Raw genomic sequence first — 21,368 nt, 5'->3', positions numbered from 1 at the left:
CTGACGATCTCCTGCGCCTCATTAGGTGCCGCAAGCACCGGCCGTGCTTCCTCGCGCATTGTAGCGCTCCACAGGTCCTCGTCGGGAACGGCTGCTACCGCCTGCCAGAGCGCCCCCGCCCGATTCCGGTCGGCCTCGCTGGCGGAGAAGCCTGCGGCGAGCATCGCAATCTGCGTCACCTGCTCCTGGAAGATCGGAACGCCGAGCGTGAGGGCGAGTGCCGTTTCTATCTCGGGCGAGGGAAACGACACAGGTTCGAGTCGTTGCCGCCGCCGCAGGTACGGATGCACGATACCGCCCTGCACACATTCATTTATCGCTCGGCTAGCGAACACCTGACGCAATGGAAATGAGATGAGGGCGGAGATAGCTACCGATATTGCGTTTTCGACAGTTGATCGTTTTTGTATCGAGATCCGGCTGAATATTGATGGCGCAATCCGACAGCAGCAGGGGAGCGTTCCCGGAGGCCGCGCTTCAATGTCGTTTCTCATGGTCACGAAACTGCGCGATTGATGTTCAGCCCGGTAGATGCTCAACCGTCAACCCAGGGCGGACTCCCGGTTAGAACGTGCATTAATGCCTGATCCACTCGCCGCTGTAAGGCCGCCAACCCACGACGTTCTGTACAACGAACGAGAAACTGCGCCAAATCCACATTGGAGACGAGCATGCCGCGGATCGATATTGCAAGCGATGTAAGCCAGGTCTTTAAAGTCGTTGCAGGAGGAGGCATTGCAATCTGGCCAAACGATGTTGGATATGGCATGGTCGGCAGTAGTAAGGCCGCCATGCAGAAAATCTTCGACACGAAAAAGCGAGGCAGCCACAAGCGCAATGCCATCCTCGGCGACGCAATCACGCAACGAGAGATTCATGCGCTGGACAAACGTTCGCAGGACATCATCGAGTCGATCACCCTCGACTACAACTTGCCGCTTGGTGCAATCGCACCGTGCCGTCTCGACCACCCGCTTCTTCAGAGGATCGACGACGAGTTGCTCGAGGCAAGTACAGCAAATGGCACCATCGCCATGCTGCTGAACGCGGGTCCCATTTACAACGAACTCTGTCGCCTGAGCCGCGAAGCGGTGCAACCTCTTTTTGGCTCGTCGGCGAACCTCAGTGGAAGCGGCCCCAAGTTTCGTGTGGATGATATCGAGCCGGAGATCAAAGCGGCCGCCGACATCATCCTCAATCACGGCTTGCGCAAGTATCACCACTATCAACGGTCGGCAACCATCCTCCGGTTTCCTGAAGTTGAAGTGGTTCGGATTGGTAGTTGCTACGAACTCATCTCTGACGTAGTCAGGCGTGAGTATGGTATCGAGTTGCCCGCGGACCCGGGACGGGACAAGTTGCCGTCGGGTCATCTGAAGGAATTTGAGTTGCTGCGCGCGCCCTGATCGCCTCGATATAAACGGGCGTTTCTTTCACCACTATTCGCTACGGGCTCACCATGCGGTGAGGCGAAAACTGAAGGGCGTCGAGCGCCATGAAGTGGCCACTGCCCGTGGCTCCTTCATCGCTTCCAGTATCGGTGTAAGCAGAACGTGCGATCCGGCTGATTGAGAAGTCGGATCCATATTTGACGGAATCCGCAGCGTCCGGTTAAATCCCATTCCGCCGCCGACGCCACGTTCGTGCTCGGAAATGCGGAACGAGTGGTAATTGTGCCGGGTTGTGCGGCCTTGTGCGAAAACACCGATGCGCGACGCATCACATGAGCTTGTCGCACATCAGCTCGATCATCTTTCCCCGAAGCCACAAGCTCGCCTGGTCCTGCTCGCTGCTGCGATGCCAGTACAAATGCCATTCCAGTTCGGAGAGCGGAAACGGCAGATCGACCATGCGCGCGTCGTGACGCTTCAGCAACTGTGTCGGCGCGGTCAGCGCAAGGTCGGTTCGCAAGGCGACGAGTGGTGCGACCATGTAATGCTGCACGCGCATTTGTATGCGCCTCTGCTTGCCTAGCCGCTTAAGCTCGGCGTCGACGATCCCACTCCCCTGACGCCGGCTCGACACCTGAATATGGCCAAGCGCGAGGTAGTCGTCCATCGTGAGTGTCTCGCCGGTGAACGGATGATCGTGGCGCAGCATGCAGGCGTACCGGTCGCGGCCGAGGCGCGCCTGATGCAGCTGCGGATCATCGATAAGCGGCGCGTCGATGGCAAAGTCGATCTTGCCAGTGGCGAGCGCGGTGCTGACCTCGCTTCGCGGGGTGAAATAAGACTCGATGCGCATGCCGGGCGCCTGCTGTTGCAACAGTTCGCCGAGCATCGGCAGCAGGATTGCTTCGGTCAAATCGGGCATGCTGAGGCGAAAGGTGCGCTCGGACGCGGCCGGGGCGAACACGTCGCCTTCGGTCGCGCTCGCCTCGAGCAATTGCAGTCCTTCACGCACGCGCCCGATGATGTTCTCCGTGAACGGCGTAGGCACCATTCCGGACGACGTGCTGACGAACAGCGGATCATCGAACGCCTTGCGCATGCGTGCGAGCGCATTGCTGACCGCGGGCTGCGTGATGAAGAGCGCCTCGGCCGCGCGGGTCAGGTTGCGCTTCTCGTAGATCGACTCCAGCACCACGAACAGGTTCAGATCCAGCTTCGGTGAACGCATCTCACAGTCTCCGTTTGCCCATCATCATAAACGGGAGGCGCTGTGAGGATGCGTACGTTTGCCTCGATTTCGTCAGGCACAGTCACGCGGCGGCACGTTCAGATAGGCCGCCATTGCACCGGGCCGCTCCTTGCCTTGCGCCAGTTCCATTTTCGCGATGGCCTGGAGATGGACCTCGTCGGGACCGTCGGCGTAACGCAACGCCCGTCCCCAGGTCCAGTGATCGGCGAGCGGCGTGTCCGGGCTCACGCCCATCGCGCCGAATACCTGCATCGCACGATCGCACACCGCCGTATGCACCTGCGGAATCAGCGCCTTGATCATCGAGATTTCCTTGCGCGCCTCTTTCGCGCCCACCTCGTCGAGCAGCCACGCTGTCTTGAGCACGAGCAAGCGCGCCTGATCGATCTCGATGCGCGATTTCGCGATCCATTCGCCGATCGTGCCGTGCTGATGCAGATACTTGCCGAACGTCTTGCGTTCCTGAGCGCGCTCGATCATCAGTTCGAGCGCGAGCTCAGCCGCGCCGATCGAGCGCATGCAGTGGTGAATGCGCCCCGGCCCGAGCCGCGCTTGCGCGAGCGCAAATCCGCTGCCTTCTTCGCCGAGCAGATTCGACGCGGGCACGCGAACATTCGTGAACGTGATCTCGCAATGTCCTTCCGGCGAGATGTGATTCATGACCGGGATATTGCGTACGACCGTCACGCCGGAAGTGCCTGCCGGCACGAGGATCATGCTCTGCTGACGATGGCTTTCGGCATCCGGATCGGTCTTGCCCATCACGATGAACAGCTTGCAGTTCGGATGCGCAGCGTTCGTGATAAACCATTTGCGGCCATTGATCACGTAGTCGTCGCCATCGCGGCGAATGGAGGTCGTGATGTTGGTCGCGTCGGAGGAGGGCACATCCGGCTCGGTCATCGCGAACGCGGAGCGGATTCGGCCATCGAGCAGCGGCACGAGCCATGTTTCGCGCTGCGCGGGCGTCGCGAACATGTGCAGCAGTTCCATGTTGCCGGTATCGGGCGCATTGCAGTTGAAGACCTCGGACGCCCACGAAACGCGGCCCATGATCTCCGCGAGCGGCGCGTATTCGAGGTTCGTGAGACGCGTGCCGGGCTCGCCGTCCTTCAGGTGCGGCAGGAAGAGATTCCACAGGCCCTCTGCCTTGGCCATGGCTTTGAGATCTTCCATGAACGAGACGGGAAAGCGCCCCGCGTGCACTTCGTCGTGCCACTGACGCTGCCGCGGCACGATATGCTCGTCCATGAAACTGCGCACGCGGCGCATCAGGTCTTCAACTTTCGGGTAATGTGCGAAAAACATGATGGGTTCCTTTCGCGCGGTTGGCTAGATCGTCAGGCCGCCATCGACGACGATGCATTCGCCGTTCGTATAGCTCGCCGCATCGGATACGAGATAGAGCACGGTGCCGGCCATTTCGTCGGGTTCGCCGTGGCGGCGCAGCGGGATCGCGTCGATCCAGCGCTCGTAGACCGCCTTGTCATCGAACAGCGCGCCGGCGAACTTCGTTTTGGTGAGGCCCGGCAGAATCGCATTCACGCGGATGCCGAACGGGCCGCACTCTTTCGCGAACGCCTTCGTCATGTTGACGACGGCCGCTTTGGTGATCGAGTAAATGCCCTGCATGTCGCCCGGCTGGAGCGCGTTGACGGAAGCGGTGTTGACGATGCTGCCGCGGCCCTGCGTCTTCATCATCTTGCCGGCTTCGACGGACATGAAGAAGTATCCGCGCAGGTTCACATCGACGGTCTTGTTGTAGGCGGCGAGGTCCGTATCGAGGATATGGCCGAAGTACGGATTGGCCGCGGCGTTGTTGACGAGTATGTCGAGCCGGCCGTGCTTCTCGCGGATATGGCTGAACATGAGCGCGATATCTTCCATGCGGCCGACGTGGCACGCGAACGCTTCAGCGCTGGCGCCCGATACGCGGATGCGCGCGGCGACCGATTCGCAATCTTCCACTTTGCGGCTCGATACGATGACATGTGCACCTTGTTCGGCCAGCAGTGTCGCGATGGCCTCGCCGATGCCGCGGCTCGCGCCCGTCACGAGGGCGATGCGTCCCGTGAGGTCGAAGAGTTTCGTAGTCAATGTCGTTCCTTTTGACGGGTTGAGAAAGATCGTCCGCTACGCGAGCAGGTCCTCGGCGAGCCGGGCGAGCGGTTCGACCATGCGGCCGACCTCGTGCGCATCCGCGCTCGATGCATTGCCCTGCAACGCGCGCGCCTTCACGCCCTGAGCGATCGAGGCGAGGCGGAAGAAGCTGAATGCGAGGCAGAAGTTCCAGTTGCCGATCTCGCTGAGACCGCGCAATGCGCAGTACTGTGCGAGGATCTCCTCCTCCTCGGGGATGCCCAGCGCAGTGCGATCGTGACCGCGAAGCCCGGTGATATGCCCCTTCGACGGCAGGCGCAGGCACATGCAGAAGTACGCGAGGTCCGCGAGCGGATTGCCGAGGGTCGAGAGTTCCCAGTCGAGCACGGCGCGCACGCGCGGTGCGTCGTCGGCAAAGATGAGGTTGTCGATGCGGAAATCGCCGTGCACGAGCGCCGGGCGTGGCGAATCGGTCTGGCAATGGCTCGGCAGCCAGTCGATGAGCGCTTCCATCGGCGGGATCCGCTCCGTTTCGGAAGCGCGATACTGCTTCGTCCAGAGTTCGACCTGTCGCTGAAAGTAGTTGCCGGGCCGGCCATAGTCACCGAGACCGACGCTTTCCGGATCGACGTCATGGAGTGCCGCGAGTGTCGAAACGATCGATGTGTAGTAGTCGCGCCGCGCGTCGCGATCGACTTCGGGCAGGGCAGGGTTCCAGAAGATGCGGCCGGGCTCGTAGCTCATCACATAGAACAGGCCGCCGATGATGTCGCGGTCTTCGCAGAGATGCCAGACGCGCGCCACGGGAACCGGCGTTTGCGCGAGCGCGCTCAGCACGCGAAACTCGCGATCGACTGCGTGAGCGGACTTGAGCAAAGTCCCAGGCGGCTGGCGGCGCAGGACATAGCGGCGGCCTCGTGCGTCGAGTAGCCACGTAGGGTTGGACTGGCCGCCCGCGAACTTCGTCGCATGCACCGGCCCACGAAAGCCAGGGAGATGTTGCTCGAGATAAGGCGTGAGCCGGTCGATGTCGAGAGACGAGCTGGATCGTTCGCTGTTCATATGCTTCCGTGCATGACAGTTGGACTAACCGTAGGTTTGAAACGCGTGACGCTGTGGATCGTCGAGATGCGCGATGCCGTTGAAGCTCGATAGCTGAATCGCTTCGCGATTGAAGAAGCAATGCGTGACACTGCTGTTGCGGACCTGCATGTTGAGTTCGATGGCCATCGCAGCAGGGGCTTGCAAGATCTGCTGCATGAAAGCGCCTATCACGCCGCCGGAAGTGACCACCAGGACGCGTCGTGCGCCGCATTGCTGAATGGCCGCGCGCGCAGCGGCCACGCGCTTCTGAAACGCGCGCCATGTTTCGGGCACGCGATCGTCGAGGGCGCATTCACACCAGAGATGCAGGACCGCCCGCAATGCCTTGAAGAATTCACGCGGGCTGCGTTTCGCGGATTCGACGAGACGGAGATCTTCATCGCACAGGGCGCGAAAGAGGGCGTGAAAGTCGTATTCGTCGAGTCCGGGATGAATCTCGCATTCGACGTCTGCACCCGATGTGGCGAGGCGGATCGCGTCGAGCGTCTCGGCGTGACGCAGCAGCGAGCCGGTCATCACCCGATCGAATCGGATGCCGTTGCGCGCGAAGTGCTCACCGAGCCAGATGCTCTGCTGTTTGCCGGTATGCGAGAGACGATCGTAGTCCTGGCTGCCGAGTGACGCCTGTCCGTGCCGCACCAGAAAGAGTTCTGCCATTGCTTCTTCCGCGATTCAAGTCGGTGGAAGCAGCTTAGGGGCGTCGCCGGTATTGATGAACTTTATTTTTTGAATGCGTGGTCATTCACGGTGGTGATGAATGATCGCATGAGCCGATCGATCCCGGGGACAGCACACGGGAAATACATCGGCGCTGCGCTCGGCGATGCGCGGGAAGTCTCGCCCGGTCGACTTCCGCGCGCGGCGTTGCGTCTCGATCGGCGTATTCCGCGCACAGCGCCTCGGGAACTCGCGCGCGCTAGCACCGGCGCTTCGGTGACCGCACCCAATCGGTTGGGCGCAATTCAGTTGGTGTTTCCCCCTAGCTCATTCACCTTGATTGTAGGCCTATGCACCGCTACTATTTGGCCGTTAAGACGTTATTTATAGGCCACTAATACGTAATATTGATGAGGGTGATTTGAAAGGGCAGCGGCCGCTGGCCGCGAGCTGGATGGCAATCATGCGGCGGCCTGCGCCGCGACCCGGTGCACTTATCGGGCGTTGAGCATGTGCGAGGTCGAACAGATCGGACATCGTCACCCGATGTATTGCAAACGATGTTGTCAAAGAGGAAGGAGGAGATTTCCATGCAAGTGACAGAGCAAATGAAGCGAGACTTGGCGCGTGACGGTGCCATCGTCGTCCGAGGTCTGTTCTCGCCGGAGCGGCTCAAGCGGATGCGGGAGGCTTTCGACTATGGGATCGCTCACCCGAGCCCGTTGCACGGCCTGGCCTATGAGGGGACGCCCTATGAGACCTTTAACGACTACGGCAACGTCGAGAACCGCGATGTGCACGTCGCGACGGTCAAGGAATTGGGACTCGATGAATTCGTGGCGTCTCTCTGGGACACTGAGAACCTGTGGTTTGTCGGAGAAGAACTGTTCATCAAGAAGGGCGGCAATGCCGGCCGGTCGCCTTGGCACCAGGACAACTCGTACGTGCCGGTGAGCGGGCCGCAGATGCTCAACATCTGGACCAGCTTCGAAAAGATTCCCCGGCATAACGCGCTCGAATTCGTCCGCGGTTCCCACGCCGGCGTTCAGTACAACGGCACTTCCTACAACGATGCGAATGACCACACCGCGCCGCTGTGGATCGATTGCGAGTGGCCCCGGCTCCCCGATATCGAGGCCGACCGCGCCAAGGACCCGACGGCGTGGGATGTCTTTACCTGGGATCTGGAGCCTGGCGATGCGCTGGTGTTTCATTCCGGCATGCTGCACGGCGGCGCTCCAGTGACTCCGGATTGCCCCGATCGCCACACGCTGGTCTACCGGTTCTACGGCGACAAGGTGTATTACCGGCCTCTGCCGACCCGCGGGTGCAACTTCCCTTACGACATCAGTGAACTCAACGATCCGTCGCTGGAACCGGGAGAACCGTACCGGTCGTCTTCTTGCACGCAACTGCGATGACCCGCAGGACATCGAACCGGGCCCGACGATCATAATTTTCGATGCCGTGTTCGCACGGCACTTAACTTTATTCTGCCAGGGCGCGGTCGGAAACGTTCATGAACTGTCGCGATACGTACTTCCAGAACCGTAGTCGCGACAGCCCTGGCCGATGCCGTCCGTTCGCTGGCGATGCGCCATGCTGCTGGGCCCATGCGCAGTTGACCGAACCTGGCGATCGCTCAACGAATCGCTGAACTGGACCCGCGCCACGCAGTTTCAGGTTGAACAGGAGAGTTTTTCCTGGTGCGCGCCTTCCGTCAGGAGTTTGCAGACGGGCTCGTTGTGTACCTCGAGGTCGGGAAGCATCAATTCCTCTTGCAACTCGTTAGCAATCCGAATGGAATGCTCGTCGGACAGTGGATGAACGATAGCGTCACACCAGTTTCGTAGACCCATACATCGATGCGTCTTGCCGGCGATCTCCGGATCGTTGTCCACCGTCATGGATGTGGCCAAGCCTCGTGCTTTCTCCAATCGCTTAAGAACATGCTTGACTCGCACACCCGGCAATGAGTTGTCAGCCTTGACAACCAGGAACTCGCGTGCTCGCGACTGCTTCGGTAACCGAATCAAATCGCTCTCGCGTCGTTCAGTCGGTGTTTCTCCCTAGCGTGACGACCTTGCTTATGGGCCGAGTCGCCGCTAATATTTGGCCATGTAGACGTTGTTTGTAGGCCGACAATACGTGGTTTGAGGCGAGCTTGCGAAAGGCGATGGCTGGAAAGGTGACGGCCGCTCTGTTTCTCAACGAGATTTCAATTTGAAGGGTGGAGCAGCCGGTTTCGCACCCCCTGTTTTCGTCAATTCATCTAGGTAGAGAGGTTCACATCATGGCAGTGACCACCAAGCGTCAATCGATTGTTCCGCCTCCGTTTCAGGCGTTCTACGACGCGTACCACTTCTCGCCGGCGACACGCGTGGGCGACACGATCTGGGTCTCCGGTCAGGTCGGAGTCGACGCAGACGTAAAGCCCGCTGAAGGCATGCAGGCGCAGGCACAGATCGCGTTCGAGTGCGTGAAGCTCGTGCTCGAAGAAGCCGGTGCGAGCCTGGCTGACGTCGTTGAACTAACGACCTTCCACACTGATTTGCGCGGCGAATTGGAAGCGTTCACGACGATCAAGGATCAGTACTTCCCGAGCCGCTATCCGTCATGGACCGCCGTGGGTGTGACGCAGTTGGCCCTTCCCGGTCTGTGCGTCGAGATTCGCGCGGTGGCGGTGGCGGGGTCCGGCGAAGGCTGAGCGGTTCGGCCGCGACGCGTCAGGAATGAATCAGATACCACGTCTTACATATAAGAGTGAGATCGGAAGGAGAGTCATGATGAAAAAGCACACCATCGGAGCCTTGTCCGCCATTGCGGCTGCCTTTCTGCTGATGGCCGGAGCGGCTGTTGCGGACGACCTTACGCCCGAAGGCGGCGATCGGGCGGCGAGCAAGGATGGCGCGGTGCCGGCCTATACGGGCAAGCAGTCTGCGGAGCCTGGCTGGGAGTGGGGCAAGGTTCGCGGTGATTTCTGGAAGCACAAGAACGAGAAGCCGTTGTACTCGATTGACGCATCGAACGTCGATAAATACGCTGACCAGCTCACGCCGGGCCAGATTGCACTGCTCAAGCAGCAGAAGGGCTACCGGATGGATGTCTATCCATCGCATCGCGAATGCCAGGTGCCAGACTTCGTTGCGCAGAACTCCAGGGAGAATCTCACGGCGGCAAAACTCGATTCAACGGGCGAGCAACTGCAGACCGCGGCGCTTCCGGGCGTCGCATTCCCGCAGCCGAAGAACGGAGCTGAAGCGATCCTGAACTACGAAACGCGATACCGGGGCGAAGGCATTGAATGGCCAACGGATCAAACTACCGTTTCGTCTCGCCCGGGTGGCGGCGAAGCGATCGATGTTGTCGGGCCGCAGGTGTACTACTTCCCGTCGGGCAAGGTTGGCAAGACCACCCCGCAGGACGTCGACCAGCTCAGTAACGCCATCTACTTCCAGATGAATTCGCCCGCGGCGCTGGCCGGACAGGCCTTCGTGCAGCGTCAGTATTTCGACAAGGACTCGGAAACCTATTACTACTTTCCCGGACAGCGACGGGTAAGACGCATGCCGGCCTACACGCACGACGCGCCGCTGATCGGCTTCGAGAACCAGTACCTGGTCGATGAATTCAACATGTTCAACGGCTCCATCGACCGCTTCAACTGGAAGCTGGCGGGCAAGAAGGAAATGATTGTCCCGTATGACGATTTCGGCATGTACAACTTCAAGGACAAGCTGCATGACGCCGCCACGCCCAATGGCCTCGCATCCGGGCACCGTCGCTACGAGGTGCACCGCGTCTGGGTGGTCGAGGCGACGCTCAAGCCGACTGCGCGTCACGCCGCGTCGAAGAAGGTCTTCTACCTGGACGAGGATAGCTGGCTCGCGCTTGTAGGCGAGGACTATGACGCGCAGGGCAAGCTCTGGAAGGTGCGCGAGAGCTATCCGATCCCGGTGTGGGAGCTGGGTGGCGCCTGCGACAACGAGGTCTGGGCACAGTACGACCTGACCAACGGACGTTACCTGGTCGATTCATCCACCTTCGGTCAGGGCAAAGACATCCACTGGTACCAGCAGATCAATGATCCGCGCTTCAAGGTTGACTTCTATTCGGCGGAGTCGCTGCGGTCGGTAAGCGAGCGCTGACGCTCGCTGGGAGGTCAGGGTCCGGCGCACGCGAATCGCGTGTGCCGGCTTGGAGGAGGACGGCAGGGCAGAACCATGAAAACGAAGATTATCGGCAGATATGTTGCGGTATCGCTGGCCATGTTCGGAGCGGCAGCGTCGAGCGCGTACGGTTACGAGTTCACGACAGGGATCAACGATCTCACGGGCTCGTGGGTGACCAACCTGACGGCAGGCGCGGCGATCCGGACCAAGAGCCCGAGCTGCTCGCTGACAGGCGATCCCAATTCCGGGGGGTGCGGCGCGGCGGCCAACACCAATCAATGGGGATTCGGCGACAACGGTGACCTGAATTACCGTAAAGGACAGGCCTTCAGTATCTACGTGAGCGCGACCAGCGAGCTGCTGATGAAGATGCCGAGCGCCGGTCTCAAGTTCATGATCCGCGGCACAGGGATGTACGACTTCCTCGCGAAAGACACAGCGAGAACGCCACTGTCGAGCACCGCATCGGCGCAGGTCGTCTACGATGCCCAATTGCTCGACCTGTGGGGCCAGAAAGATTTCACGATCGGCGGGCGGTCCGCTCACGTTCGGCTGGGCAACCAGGTGATCAACTGGGGCGAGAGCTTGTTCGCACAGGGCGGCATCAATACCACGAACTCGCTCGACATCCAGAAGCTGCTGGTACCGGGTTCGCAACTCAAGCAGGCGCTGCTTCCCGCACCGATGGTCAGCTTCGCGGCTGATCTTTCGCATGGATTCAGTACTGAGGATTACTACCAGTTCAATTGGAACGGAAACCGCTATCCGCCCGTCGGGTCTTACTGGTCGACGACGAACAGCTTGGGCCGCGGCACGCAGCCGCTCACGATCAGCACGGCTAACCTCAACGTGGCAGGTCCCAGTGCGGGGACGATTGCCGGGTCGAATAGCGGCAACCAGAATGTGCTCGACGGAATCAACAACGGTCTCGTCAATGGCGCATTCGCCGGGCCGCCCTTCTTTGATATCGGTCTTCCCGTCAACTGGCAGGCGCCGTCGAAGTACAAGCCGCAGTTCGGCTTCAAGTTCAACTATGCGCCGCGCTCCTTCGGAGCGAACTTCGCGTTCTACTACATCAACTACACGGACAAGTCCCCTGTGCTTTCGTCACTGGCCAACGGGACCGAGCAGTGGTCGTATCTGCAGAACCGGCAACTGTTCGGCGTCAGCGCGAATTTCGGGCTGGGCGACTGGGCGATCGGCACGGAGCTGTCGTACCGGCCTCATGACGCCGTGGCGCTGTCGAGTTGCTATGGCGCTGGTGGCCCGCTTGATCTGAACACCAATGGTGTGCCAGGTGTTAACTGCCAGCAGTGGACCGACATGAAGAAGTTTCAGTACGACATCAACGGCATCCTCGCCCTTACGCGCAGCGAGTATCCGTTCCTGAAGCTGATCGGCGCGGATTCAGCGACGCTGAGCGCGGAACTGACGTGGATCTACTACCCGGGCCTGAGGTCGAGCGGCATCACGCACACGATCAACGGACAGGGGGTGACGCAGGTGCCGCAGGCGGGCTACCTGCCGTGGCTGAACAACAACTCGGGTTTCGGCTATCCGATCGGCATGGCGCAGGGCACCTCGAGTTCCGTGGGCGCGACAGTCGACTTCAACTGGACTTACGACGGTACGCTGATTCACGGCTGGCAGGTTACGCCGGGCGTGACCTTCGCCGATAGCCTTTACGGGTACACGCCAACGCTCAGCGCGAACTACATGCAGGGCGCGAAGTCGTTGAACCTCTACGTGCTGTTCAACCAGAACCCGACCACCTGGCAGGCCGGCATTAACTACACGATGTTCTGGGGCGGCCATAACACCGTGGGGAGTCCGTATTCGGATCGGAACTTCGTCGGGTTGTTCGTCACCCGGAACTTCTGACGGATCGATTGGCGACCGACGGCGCACCGCGTGCGTCGTCGGGAGATTTAAGGGGTAATGTCGTGTTGAAACGTCTAGTCAGCCGCCTGGAAAAGGCCTTCTTCGGCCATCGCGCGCTCGTGATCGGCGTGATCGGCCTGTTTACTGCTGTGATGGCGGTGTTTGCCGTGCAACTGCGGATGGATGCCGGCTTCGAAAAGCAGATGCCGATCGGCCATGAATACATCCGCACGTTCCAGAAATACCGGAACGATCTGCTTGGTGCGAACCGGATCACGGTCGTCGTGCGCGCGCGGCATGGCTCGATCTGGACGCCGCAAGGGTTGACGCGCCTGTACAAGGTCACCCAGGCCGTCATCTATCTGCCGAACGTCGATCGCGTCGGGGTACGCTCACTATGGACACCGAACGCGTTCGTCAACGAAATCACCGACGAAGGTTTCCGTGCGGAACCGGTCATCTCGGGCAACGTCACGCCGGATCAGCTGAGGCCGGAGATCGTCGCGAAGATCCGTCACGCGACGACGGCGGGCGGCTATATCGGCACACTCGTGTCGCACAACGAAGACAGCGCGATGATCACCGCCGAGCTGAACGAGCGCGACGCGACCGGCAAGGTGCTCGACTACGTGGCGTTCAACCATACGCTCGAAGCGAAGATCCGCGCGTTCGAGGATGCCGGCTACGAAGTGCAGATCATCGGCTTCGCGAAGCAGATCGGTGACATCGCCGACGGGGCGACCGGCGTGCTGGGCTTCTGCGCGATCGCGCTGTTGCTGACCGCGCTCGCGGTCTACACGTATTGCCGCTCGGTGCGCCTGACGGTGCTGTTGATCGTCTGCTCGCTGTCGTCGCTGGTCTGGCAGTTCGGCACGCTGAAGCTGCTGGGCTTCGGGCTCGACCCGCTCGCGGTCCTTGTGCCGTTCCTGGTGTTCTCCATCGGGGTCTCGCACGGTGTGCAGCAGGTCAACTTCATCGTGCGGCAGATCGCACGCGGACACAGCTCGTTCGATGCGGCGCGCCATAGTTTCATCGGCCTGCTGATCCCGGGTGTGCTGGCGCTCGTCACCGCGTTCGTGTCGTTCATCACGCTGCTGCTGATCCCGATTCCGATGGTGCGCGAACTGGCGATCACCGCGTCGCTGGGCGTGGGCTACAAGATCGTCACGAACCTTATCCTGCTGCCGGTCGCGGCGTCCTATTTCAACGTCACCCAGGCGTATGCTGAAAAGGCCCAGAAGCGTCAGGCGCGGCGCTCGGCGCTGCTGCGCCCGCTCGCGCGGGTGGCCCAGCCGAAGGTGGCGGAGGCGATGCTGGCCGTGACGCTGGTGGTGTTCGCGCTAGCGGTGTGGCAGAGCCGCGACCGCGTGATCGGCACGCTGCAGCCGGGCGCACCGGAGCTGCGCGAAGATGCGCGCTTCAACCGCGACGCGACGTCGATCGCCCGCAACTACGACATGGGTCTGGACTGGCTGACGGTGGCGGTCGAGTCGAACGGCAAGGCGTGCGACAACCCGGCGGTCGGTCAGTATGAAGACGAATTCTCGGCGGCGATGCGCACCGAGCCGGGCGTGGTGTCGGTGCAGTCGTACTCGGGACTGCTGCGCACCTACAACGCGGGCTACAACGAAGACTTCCCGAAGATGAACGTCGTGCCAATCGACGCCGAGAACTACGGCGCGGTGTCGGTCGATGTCCAGCGCATCAAGGGCTTCATGAAAGCGGACTGCAGCATGACCGCCGTCCACCTGTTCCTGACCGATCACAAGGCGACGACGATCAACCGGATCCTCGCCGACGTGAAGCAATACGCCGCGTCGCACCCGTTCCCCGGCGTCCACCTCCGCCTCGCGGCGGGCAACGCGGGCGTCCTCGCCGCCACCAACGACGAGGTAGAGAAGAGCGAACTGCCGATGATGCTGTACGTGTACGCCGCGATCGTCATTCTCGTGTTCGTGGCGTACCGCGACTGGCGCGCGATGGTGGCCTGCTGTGTGCCGCTGTCGGTGGCGACCTTCATCGGCTACTGGTTCATGAAGGAGCTCAGGATCGGTCTGACGGTGGCCACGCTGCCGGTGATGGTGCTGGCGGTGGGGATCGGCGTGGACTACGCGCTTTACATCTATAACCGGTTGCAGATGCACCTGGCCGACGGCGATCCAATGCTGACGGCGATGGAACGCGCGCTGGAGTTCGAGTGCGTGGCGACGATCTTCACGGCGATCACGCTGGCGGTCGGCGTCGCGACGTGGAGCTTTTCCGCGCTGAAGTTTCAGGCCGACATGGGCAAGCTGCTCGCGTTCATGTTCCTCGTGAATCTGGTGATGGCGATGACGGTGCTGCCGGCGCTGGCGTCGGTCCTCGAGCGCTGGTTTCCGCGCAGCAAGCCGGCGCATGCGCCCAGCGTGCTGATCCACTGACGTCGGCGCCCCCATTTCAGAGACATAGCCATGATCAAGATTCTTGTAGCCGGAATCGTGCTTGCCGCGGCGACGGTATACGCAGCCCCGTCGGCTTTGGCCCAACCCGACGGAACGATCGCAGCCTGGTCGGCGAAGCCGGCGCACGTGTGGGCGGCGCCGACCCACATGATGCTGATGGACGCGACACGCGCCGGGTCGCGGATCGTCGCGGTCGGCGAGCACGGCATCGTGCTGCTGTCCGACGACGACGGCAAGACCTGGCGGCAGGCGCGACGCGTGCCGGTGTCGGCGACGCTGTCGGCCGTGTCGTTCGCGGATGCGAAGCACGGCTGGGCCGTCGGCCAGTGGGGGGCGATTCTCGCGACCGACGACGGCGGCGACACGTGGGTCGCGCAGCGGCTCGATACGTCGGTCGACCAGCCGCTGTTCTCGGTGCTGTTCACCAGCGCGCGGGACGGCATTGCCGTCGGTCTGTGGTCGCTGATGCTGCAGACGCACGACGGCGGCAAGGCCGACCGCAATCTCTATCATGTGTTTGCGGATTCCGCACACGCGCTCTACATCGTGTCCGAGCAAGGGATGGTGCTCAAGTCGGCCGATGCCGGCGCGAACTGGGCCTATCTGCCGACCGGCGGCAAGGGCACGTTGTGGTCGGGCGTTGCGATGCCGGATGGCCGGATCGTGGTCGGCGGCCTGCTCGGCAGCCTGTTCGAGAGTCGCGACGGCGGCACGACGTGGGCCGCGCTGAATACCGGCGCGCACAGCTCGATCACCGATCTGGTCGCGACCGGCGGCGGGCTGGTCGGCGTCGGGCTCGACGGGCTGACGTTCACGCAGCGCGTCGCGGGCGGCCCGGTCGATGTCGCGCAGCGCGCGGATCGCGCGACGCTCACCGCCGCGCTGATCGACGCGCGCGGGAAACCGATGTTGTTTTCGCAGGATGGTGTACTGACTGGGCTTTGAGCAGACTTTTGATTCTGGTCCAGACGCATCAGGCACCCTGGCCATACCTGAAGAGTGAAAAAGAAAATGAAGGATGACATAGCATCGAGTGCAATGCCGGAAAACCAACCGGATGTACCGACCCGGCGCCAACTCCTGCGTATGGCGGCTGTGGGCGCCGCATCGCTGGTGGCTGGCAAGGTATCGATGGCTGAAGGTGCTGTCGCGGCAACGGCGGATCAAAGCATCCTGGACGTCGCCATCATCGGTGCCGGGCTGGCGGGGCTGACGGCCGCGCGTGACTTGAAGCGCGCCGGGTGCGAATCGTTCGTCGTGTTGGAGGCGCGCAACCGCGTTGGCGGACGCACGTACAACCATGACCTTGGAAACGGTGTGGTGTCGGAAGCCGGCGGTCAGTGGATCGGCCCCGGCCAGACGGCCATTGCCGATCTGGCACGCGAGCTTGAAGTCGATACCTTCCCGACCTTCTACGCGGGCAAGACCACGGTGCTGGCTGGTGATGTCAGGGTGGCGCAGGATTTTCACGGCGGCATCGGCACCGACGATGCGATCGGCGCGAAGCTCGGAGAACTCGCGCGCGGCGTGCCTTCCGATGCACCGTGGGAAGCGAAGGATGCGGCCGAGCTCGACAAGCTGACATACGGTGACTGGCTGTTGAAACAAGGCGTGAAGTATGAGGACGGATACTTCATGGGCCTGGCCGCGAAGCTGACGACGGGCGGTGCCCCCGCGCAGCTCGGGCTGCTGTTCTATCTGTCGATGATCAACAGCGCGAGCAACAGCCTGGACCAGCTCGAATCGACCAAGGGCGGCGCGCAGGAAACACGCTTCGTCGGCGGCTCACAGATCCTCAGCATCAAGATGGCGAAGGGCCTGGGCGACAAGGTCCGACTGGCCAGCCCGGTACGCAGGATTGCCGGCTGGAATCGTGACGTTGTCGAGGTCCACACCGACCAGGGTGTGGTGCGCGCGCGCCGTGTGATCGTTGCGATGAATCCGGCGCTGTGCAACCAGGTCGTCTACGACCCCCCGTTGCCCGAAGGGCGCACGCAATTGCAGCGGCGCTGGCCGGCGAACGCGCCGATGCGCAAGACGGTGCACGTCTATGAGAGGCCGTTCTGGCGGGACGACGGCCTGAACGGCCAGATCTTCCAGGTCGGTGGTCCCGTTTCCATGGCCTATGACAACTCGCCTCCCGACCTGTCGGTTGGCATCATCAGCGCATTCGTGTCGCCGGCTTCGGTGCCAAGTCATGCCAAGGCGGCCGAGCAGATGCTGTCGGCGATTTACGCCAAGGCATTCGGAGGCAAGGCGCTGCAGCCGAAGCAGTTCCACGACCAGGACTGGGGCAAAGTCGATCCGTGGACGCTGCAATGCATTCATCCTTTGCCGCCCCGCTTCCTGACGACGTGGGGGAAGTTCCTTCATCCGTCGATCGGCAAGCTGATATGGTCGGGTACCGAGACGGCCGACATCTGGGCCGGCGCGATGGACGGTGCGGTGCGCTCCGGCCACCGGGCCGCGTTGCAAGCACTGGCGGCTCTGGCCCATCAAGGCGAGGTGGCGTAAATGCAGCGGACCTTATTCATGGTCACCATCGCGGCAGTTGCGGCAGCGGTCGGCGCGGGCGTGCTCTACGGACGCGATTTGACGGATGGCATGCGCTATGAAAAGGCCATGTCCCAGATCGGCGAGGCCAGCAAGGCCAACGCCGGCCCGTGGCCGCAGCCGCAGGAGACTTGCTTCGTCTGTCACGGCCCACGGGGCCAGTCGCTCAACGCCTGGTACCCGGCGCTGTCGGGCCAGCCCAAGGCCTATATCGCAGCCCAGTTGCACGCGTTTGCCAATGACCAGCGGCGCAACCCGTACATGGGGCCGCTCGCGAAGGGCCTCACCGATGCGCAGATCGACGCATTCGCAACCTATTTCGCGCAGCAGACGCCAGCCCGAAACGAAGGTGTCCCGGCCGATGCAAAGCTCGAAAAGCGCGGGCTGGCGTTGGTCCAAGCCCGAAGTTGCCAGGCGTGCCACGGCGCGAACCTGATGGGCAAGGACTCGGCGGCACGTTTGGCAGGACAGGGGCAAGACTATCTCGCGAAGCAGCTAGCGGAGTTCAAGGCGGGCGCACGCAAGGACCCGACCGCCGCCATGAACAGCATCGCTGCAACACTGTCGAGCGAAGACATTTCCGCAGTTGCCCACTACCTGGCCGGAGTGTCGCCGGTCCGGGAGGGCATCGCTGCTCGCTGATTTGCCGGGAGGGCCTGAGATGTTCACGCCTCGCGCACTGCGAGGGCGCCGCAGGCATGCCACCTGGATGGGGCGTTCTGCCAATCAATCGGATGCCGTGTCGCTTGTGGCAAGGTGTCCGCGTGCGATGCGAGGCGTGATCGCTATCATCAGATCCACTACGCGGTTCATGTTCACACCTTGCGCTTGCGAGCCAAACCTCAGAAGCGATGCACCATCCATCAGTGCTGCGATAAGTGTCGCGCGGGCGAGGCATTCGCGCGCGGTCGCCGACGAATCAATCTCACGGATGAGATCAGCGTAGCTTACCCGGTAGGCGGCATAGACGCCTCCCACGATTTCACGCGTGATGTCCGAATGCTGGGCTAGTGCAAACATCTCTGCCCAGAGTCGAAACACCGCAGGATCTGCAGCTTCCGCAGCGACGGACGCGGCGATATCGCACAGACGTTCTAGAGCCGGTTTGCCACTCGGCTTGCCTACATCCGCGTAGTGGTCCAGATAAGCCTGCGTCAGCGCGCCAATTGTCGAGCGGAGCAGGTCATCGTGGGTCGGGAAATAGTTTTGGAGCGCGGACGGCAGGATGCCAAGCTCTCTCGCCACCCGCGCCAACGAGAAGCTCGCATAGCCTTCTGCCGCTAGCAGGTTGCCGGCGGTAGAGATGATCTCGTTGATCTTGGTTTCTCTACGCTTTCCCTGCGCCGTCGGTCGGTAATGGAAGGCGTCCTGAGCCGAGTGCTGCGCCCGCAGATCCAGCAACTCTGGCGGGAACCGCCCACCCTCCCCAAAGATGCTGCCCTGGGTATCGCCACTGCCCTGAGCGGCACGAACGAGCGCTTCGCTTTCCAGCATCTCTGTAGGCGCGCTCACCACCATTTTGATGGTGCGTTTCGTCACACGAACGAACTCGATATAGTCCTTTCCGAGGTAATCGCCGTGGGAGGCGAATATAGTCATGCCGTCGATCTGCGCGACGATCACAGCCGCACGCACCAGGCACTCTTCGCCGGTCAGCGTCGGATGGAGTTCTGACAATAACTTCGCAAGGATTCCTCGAAACTGCACCTGAACCTCGTGCAGCAGTTCAGTGGCATAGGCTTCACGTGAGGCGAACGCCATGAGTTCCACCATGAACTTCGGCAGATCGGTCTCGTTGATGGTCTGGAAAATATGGTTGATCAGCGCAGAGCAACGTTGCGCTGCACCGGTGCCCGGACGACTCGCGATCGCGGTGTAGTCCGCCATGACCTGGCTCATGTATGCCCGGAGCGCCGTGCTCAGCAATTCATCTTTCGTTCGAAAGTAGTACTGGAGATTTCCGTGTGTGATGCCCATGCGATCCGCCACGCGGCGTGTCGCGAATCCGGCATAGCCATCCTCCTGAAATACCTGGCGCGCAGTACCAAGGATCTCCCGGATACGCAGTTCCCGATTTCGTCGCGTTGACGGCTGCCTGGTTTCTTCGGAATGGTCAGGGTTGTTTTGCTTGACCGCGCCATTTTGCACTTTGGCTCTCCCATCACGTTAAAAGACAGTCCAAATTATAGGCCGATACGACGGAAGGGGGGAACGCCGCGCCGATTTTCCGTGCCCGGGCGTTTCCATAGTGGCTACCTGAGTACAGCCGTTGACCACAGCCGGACTGCCTGCACGCCCCTCCGCCCACACCAGCCACGTACCGGACGCTTCGGCAGCCGCGCCACCCGTCTCCCGCAACACGCGAAATTGCCTCGATGCGACATCGTTTGTGCCGGGTTTGGTCGGTGTTTTCCCTATCGCGATCACCTTGCTTGTAGGCCGTATCAACGTTAATATTGGGCCAACTAAATGCAGTTTGTAGGCCATCAAAACGTCGAGATGTGGTGGCGAAGGCAGAATAGGGCGCATCGCTCGATCTCGAGATCGAGCAGACATGCCGCACCGGCTTCGACCGACTGACGCGCAAGGCAGCTTCCCGCATCGATTTTGATTAACCCGATGTTCAACAACAGAGATATCAGGAGACAACCATGGCAAAGCACCCCGTCGTCGTCTATGGCGCAAGCGGTTACACCGGCATGTTGATCATGGACTGGCTGATCGATCAGAACATCCCGTTCACCGCGGTCGCGCGCAACGCAGGCCGGGCGAAGGAGATGATGGCGCAGCGTGTCGTGCGCCTCGAGTCGGCCAAATACGAAATCCTCGAAGTGGAACACAACGTGGATTCGCTCGCGAAGGCATTCAGCGGCGCAAAGGTTGTGTGCAACACCGTTGGTCCGTTCTTCAATTTTGGGTTGGTTGCGGTGCAGGCGGCACTCAAGGCAGGGTGTCATTACCTTGATACCACCGGCGAGCAGCACTTCATCCGCCAGGTGCGCGATCAGTTTGGCGAGCAGTTCCGTCAGGCCGGTTTGCTGGCGTCGCCGTCGAACGCGTACATGTACACGTTCGCTGAAATTGCGGCCGAACTGGCGCTCGAGACGCCGGGTGTCGATGCGCTGGAGACAGCGACCCTGGCGCGCGGACTGCGTGGCGCTGGTGCCGGCGTGAGCGTGGGCTCCGCCGCCACCATCTTCGAAAGCTATCGCCAGGAATCCTGCTATCTGTGGGAAAAGGAACTGGTGCCGCACGAGAAGCACGCTTCGTTCTCCGTCGCCTCCCCCGATTTCCTGCAACCGGTATTCGCTCTGCCGTGGGGAGGCACTTCGCTGCCGGTGTACTTCCAGCACGATTCGCGCGTGCGCAGTTGCATCTCGAGCGTTGGCTTCTACGACAACAACGCGATGCGAATGGTCCATGAACTCGGCCAAAAGTGGGATGCCGAGTACGCGCACCTGCCGCGCGAGCAGCAGGACGCGGTGCTGGCTAAGCTCGTCGATTCGACTACGCCGATCATGCCGCCGCGCGAGCGCACGTCGTCTCACCGTACCGTTGACTTTGCAATTGGCCGGGGTCAGCTCGCTGCGGTGCGCGCGACCGTGCACGGGATCACGCCGTATATCTCGACGGGCGCTATCCAGGCCGCCGGCGCGATCAAGCTGATCGACGGCGATACCGCCAAGGTCGGGTTCGCGTCCGGCTCGCAGGCGTTCGGGCATCGCTACCTGCTCGGCTTCCTTGAGCAGCGCGGCTTGGCGCGCGCCACGATCTCGCAGCTGTAATCAAGTCGTCATGCGGCTCTGACTTGAACGTCAGG

Annotated in this window: 17 protein-coding genes and 1 pseudogene; 10 read left to right on the top strand and 8 right to left on the bottom strand. The window is 61.6% G+C overall.

The window, feature by feature from the left end; genetic code table 11:
• Positions 1 to 101: 101 nt before the first annotated feature.
• A pseudogene (locus tag B0G81_RS44110) lies at positions 102 to 305 on the bottom strand (hypothetical protein); the annotation flags it as partial.
• A gap of 366 nt (positions 306 to 671) precedes the next feature.
• Between B0G81_RS44110 and B0G81_RS00465 the strand changes: the two are divergent.
• Entirely contained in the window at positions 672 to 1,406 is a 735-nt protein-coding gene (locus B0G81_RS00465; protein WP_134132391.1) for a Sua5/YciO/YrdC/YwlC family protein, read from the top strand.
• Between the two features lie 313 nt (positions 1,407 to 1,719).
• On the opposite strand, the gene B0G81_RS00460 is transcribed toward B0G81_RS00465, so the two are convergent.
• The 5 genes from B0G81_RS00460 to B0G81_RS00440 all read right to left on the bottom strand — a co-directional run bounded on the left by B0G81_RS00460 (position 1,720) and on the right by B0G81_RS00440 (position 6,501).
• Positions 1,720 to 2,619: a LysR family transcriptional regulator gene (locus B0G81_RS00460; protein ID WP_134132387.1), complete on the bottom strand. Its 900-nt coding sequence runs from the start codon at positions 2,617 to 2,619 to the stop codon at positions 1,720 to 1,722.
• A 72-nt stretch (positions 2,620 to 2,691) separates the two neighbouring features.
• Positions 2,692 to 3,948 (bottom strand): acyl-CoA dehydrogenase family protein, encoded by a 1,257-nt coding sequence (locus tag B0G81_RS00455; RefSeq protein WP_116121042.1) that lies wholly within the window; start codon positions 3,946 to 3,948, stop codon positions 2,692 to 2,694.
• Between the two features lie 24 nt (positions 3,949 to 3,972).
• Positions 3,973 to 4,737: an SDR family oxidoreductase gene (locus tag B0G81_RS00450; RefSeq protein WP_134132383.1), complete on the bottom strand. Its 765-nt coding sequence runs from the start codon at positions 4,735 to 4,737 to the stop codon at positions 3,973 to 3,975.
• A gap of 36 nt (positions 4,738 to 4,773) precedes the next feature.
• The gene (locus B0G81_RS00445) at positions 4,774 to 5,802 is read right to left on the bottom strand and encodes a phosphotransferase (protein ID WP_134132381.1); all 1,029 of its coding nucleotides are present in this window, start codon (positions 5,800 to 5,802) and stop codon (positions 4,774 to 4,776) included.
• A 24-nt stretch (positions 5,803 to 5,826) separates the two neighbouring features.
• Positions 5,827 to 6,501 carry a histidine phosphatase family protein gene (locus tag B0G81_RS00440; RefSeq protein WP_134132379.1) on the bottom strand — a complete coding sequence of 225 codons (675 nt, stop codon included), beginning with the start codon at positions 6,499 to 6,501 and terminating at the stop codon, positions 5,827 to 5,829.
• A 590-nt stretch (positions 6,502 to 7,091) separates the two neighbouring features.
• On the opposite strand from B0G81_RS00440, the gene B0G81_RS00435 reads away from it, so the two are divergent.
• Positions 7,092 to 7,922, top strand: coding sequence for a phytanoyl-CoA dioxygenase family protein (locus B0G81_RS00435; protein WP_134132377.1), 831 nt, complete (start codon positions 7,092 to 7,094; stop codon positions 7,920 to 7,922).
• A 258-nt stretch (positions 7,923 to 8,180) separates the two neighbouring features.
• Here the strand turns inward: B0G81_RS00435 and B0G81_RS00430 are convergent, their stop codons facing one another.
• Positions 8,181 to 8,408, bottom strand: coding sequence for a hypothetical protein (locus B0G81_RS00430; protein WP_134132375.1), 228 nt, complete (start codon positions 8,406 to 8,408; stop codon positions 8,181 to 8,183).
• Between the two features lie 386 nt (positions 8,409 to 8,794).
• Here B0G81_RS00430 and B0G81_RS00425 point away from each other — a divergent pair, with 386 nt between their 5' ends.
• The 7 genes from B0G81_RS00425 to B0G81_RS00395 all read left to right on the top strand — a co-directional run bounded on the left by B0G81_RS00425 (position 8,795) and on the right by B0G81_RS00395 (position 18,190).
• Positions 8,795 to 9,208: a RidA family protein gene (locus tag B0G81_RS00425; RefSeq protein ID WP_106285752.1), complete on the top strand. Its 414-nt coding sequence runs from the start codon at positions 8,795 to 8,797 to the stop codon at positions 9,206 to 9,208.
• Between the two features lie 76 nt (positions 9,209 to 9,284).
• Positions 9,285 to 10,649: a DUF1329 domain-containing protein gene (locus B0G81_RS00420; RefSeq protein ID WP_106285751.1), complete on the top strand. Its 1,365-nt coding sequence runs from the start codon at positions 9,285 to 9,287 to the stop codon at positions 10,647 to 10,649.
• A gap of 75 nt (positions 10,650 to 10,724) precedes the next feature.
• Positions 10,725 to 12,554: a DUF1302 domain-containing protein gene (locus B0G81_RS00415; RefSeq protein ID WP_134132373.1), complete on the top strand. Its 1,830-nt coding sequence runs from the start codon at positions 10,725 to 10,727 to the stop codon at positions 12,552 to 12,554.
• Positions 12,555 to 12,616: 62 nt separating this feature from the next.
• Positions 12,617 to 14,974 (top strand): efflux RND transporter permease subunit, encoded by a 2,358-nt coding sequence (locus tag B0G81_RS00410; protein ID WP_134132371.1) that lies wholly within the window; start codon positions 12,617 to 12,619, stop codon positions 14,972 to 14,974.
• A 30-nt stretch (positions 14,975 to 15,004) separates the two neighbouring features.
• On the top strand, positions 15,005 to 15,940 hold the full coding sequence (locus B0G81_RS00405; RefSeq protein WP_134132368.1) for a YCF48-related protein: 936 nt from the start codon (positions 15,005 to 15,007) through the stop codon (positions 15,938 to 15,940).
• 93 nt (positions 15,941 to 16,033) lie between these two features.
• Positions 16,034 to 17,509 (top strand): FAD-dependent oxidoreductase, encoded by a 1,476-nt coding sequence (locus B0G81_RS00400; protein ID WP_134132364.1) that lies wholly within the window; start codon positions 16,034 to 16,036, stop codon positions 17,507 to 17,509.
• Between the two features lie 18 nt (positions 17,510 to 17,527).
• Positions 17,528 to 18,190: a c-type cytochrome gene (locus tag B0G81_RS00395; protein WP_243856323.1), complete on the top strand. Its 663-nt coding sequence runs from the start codon at positions 17,528 to 17,530 to the stop codon at positions 18,188 to 18,190.
• 84 nt (positions 18,191 to 18,274) lie between these two features.
• Here B0G81_RS00395 and B0G81_RS00390 read toward each other — a convergent pair whose 3' ends face one another.
• Complete coding sequence (locus B0G81_RS00390; RefSeq protein ID WP_134132359.1) at positions 18,275 to 19,696, bottom strand: TetR/AcrR family transcriptional regulator; 1,422 nt, start codon at positions 19,694 to 19,696, stop codon at positions 18,275 to 18,277.
• Positions 19,697 to 20,199: 503 nt separating this feature from the next.
• Here B0G81_RS00390 and B0G81_RS00385 point away from each other — a divergent pair.
• Positions 20,200 to 21,333 (top strand): DUF5938 domain-containing protein, encoded by a 1,134-nt coding sequence (locus B0G81_RS00385; RefSeq protein WP_134132357.1) that lies wholly within the window; start codon positions 20,200 to 20,202, stop codon positions 21,331 to 21,333.
• Positions 21,334 to 21,368: the final 35 nt, after the last annotated feature.

The organism is Paraburkholderia sp. BL6665CI2N2 (assembly GCF_004366535.1).
Taxonomy (GTDB): Bacteria; Pseudomonadota; Gammaproteobacteria; order Burkholderiales; family Burkholderiaceae; genus Paraburkholderia.
Note: the sequence above shows the minus strand (reverse complement) of the source record. Positions and strands in the feature narration are given on the sequence as shown.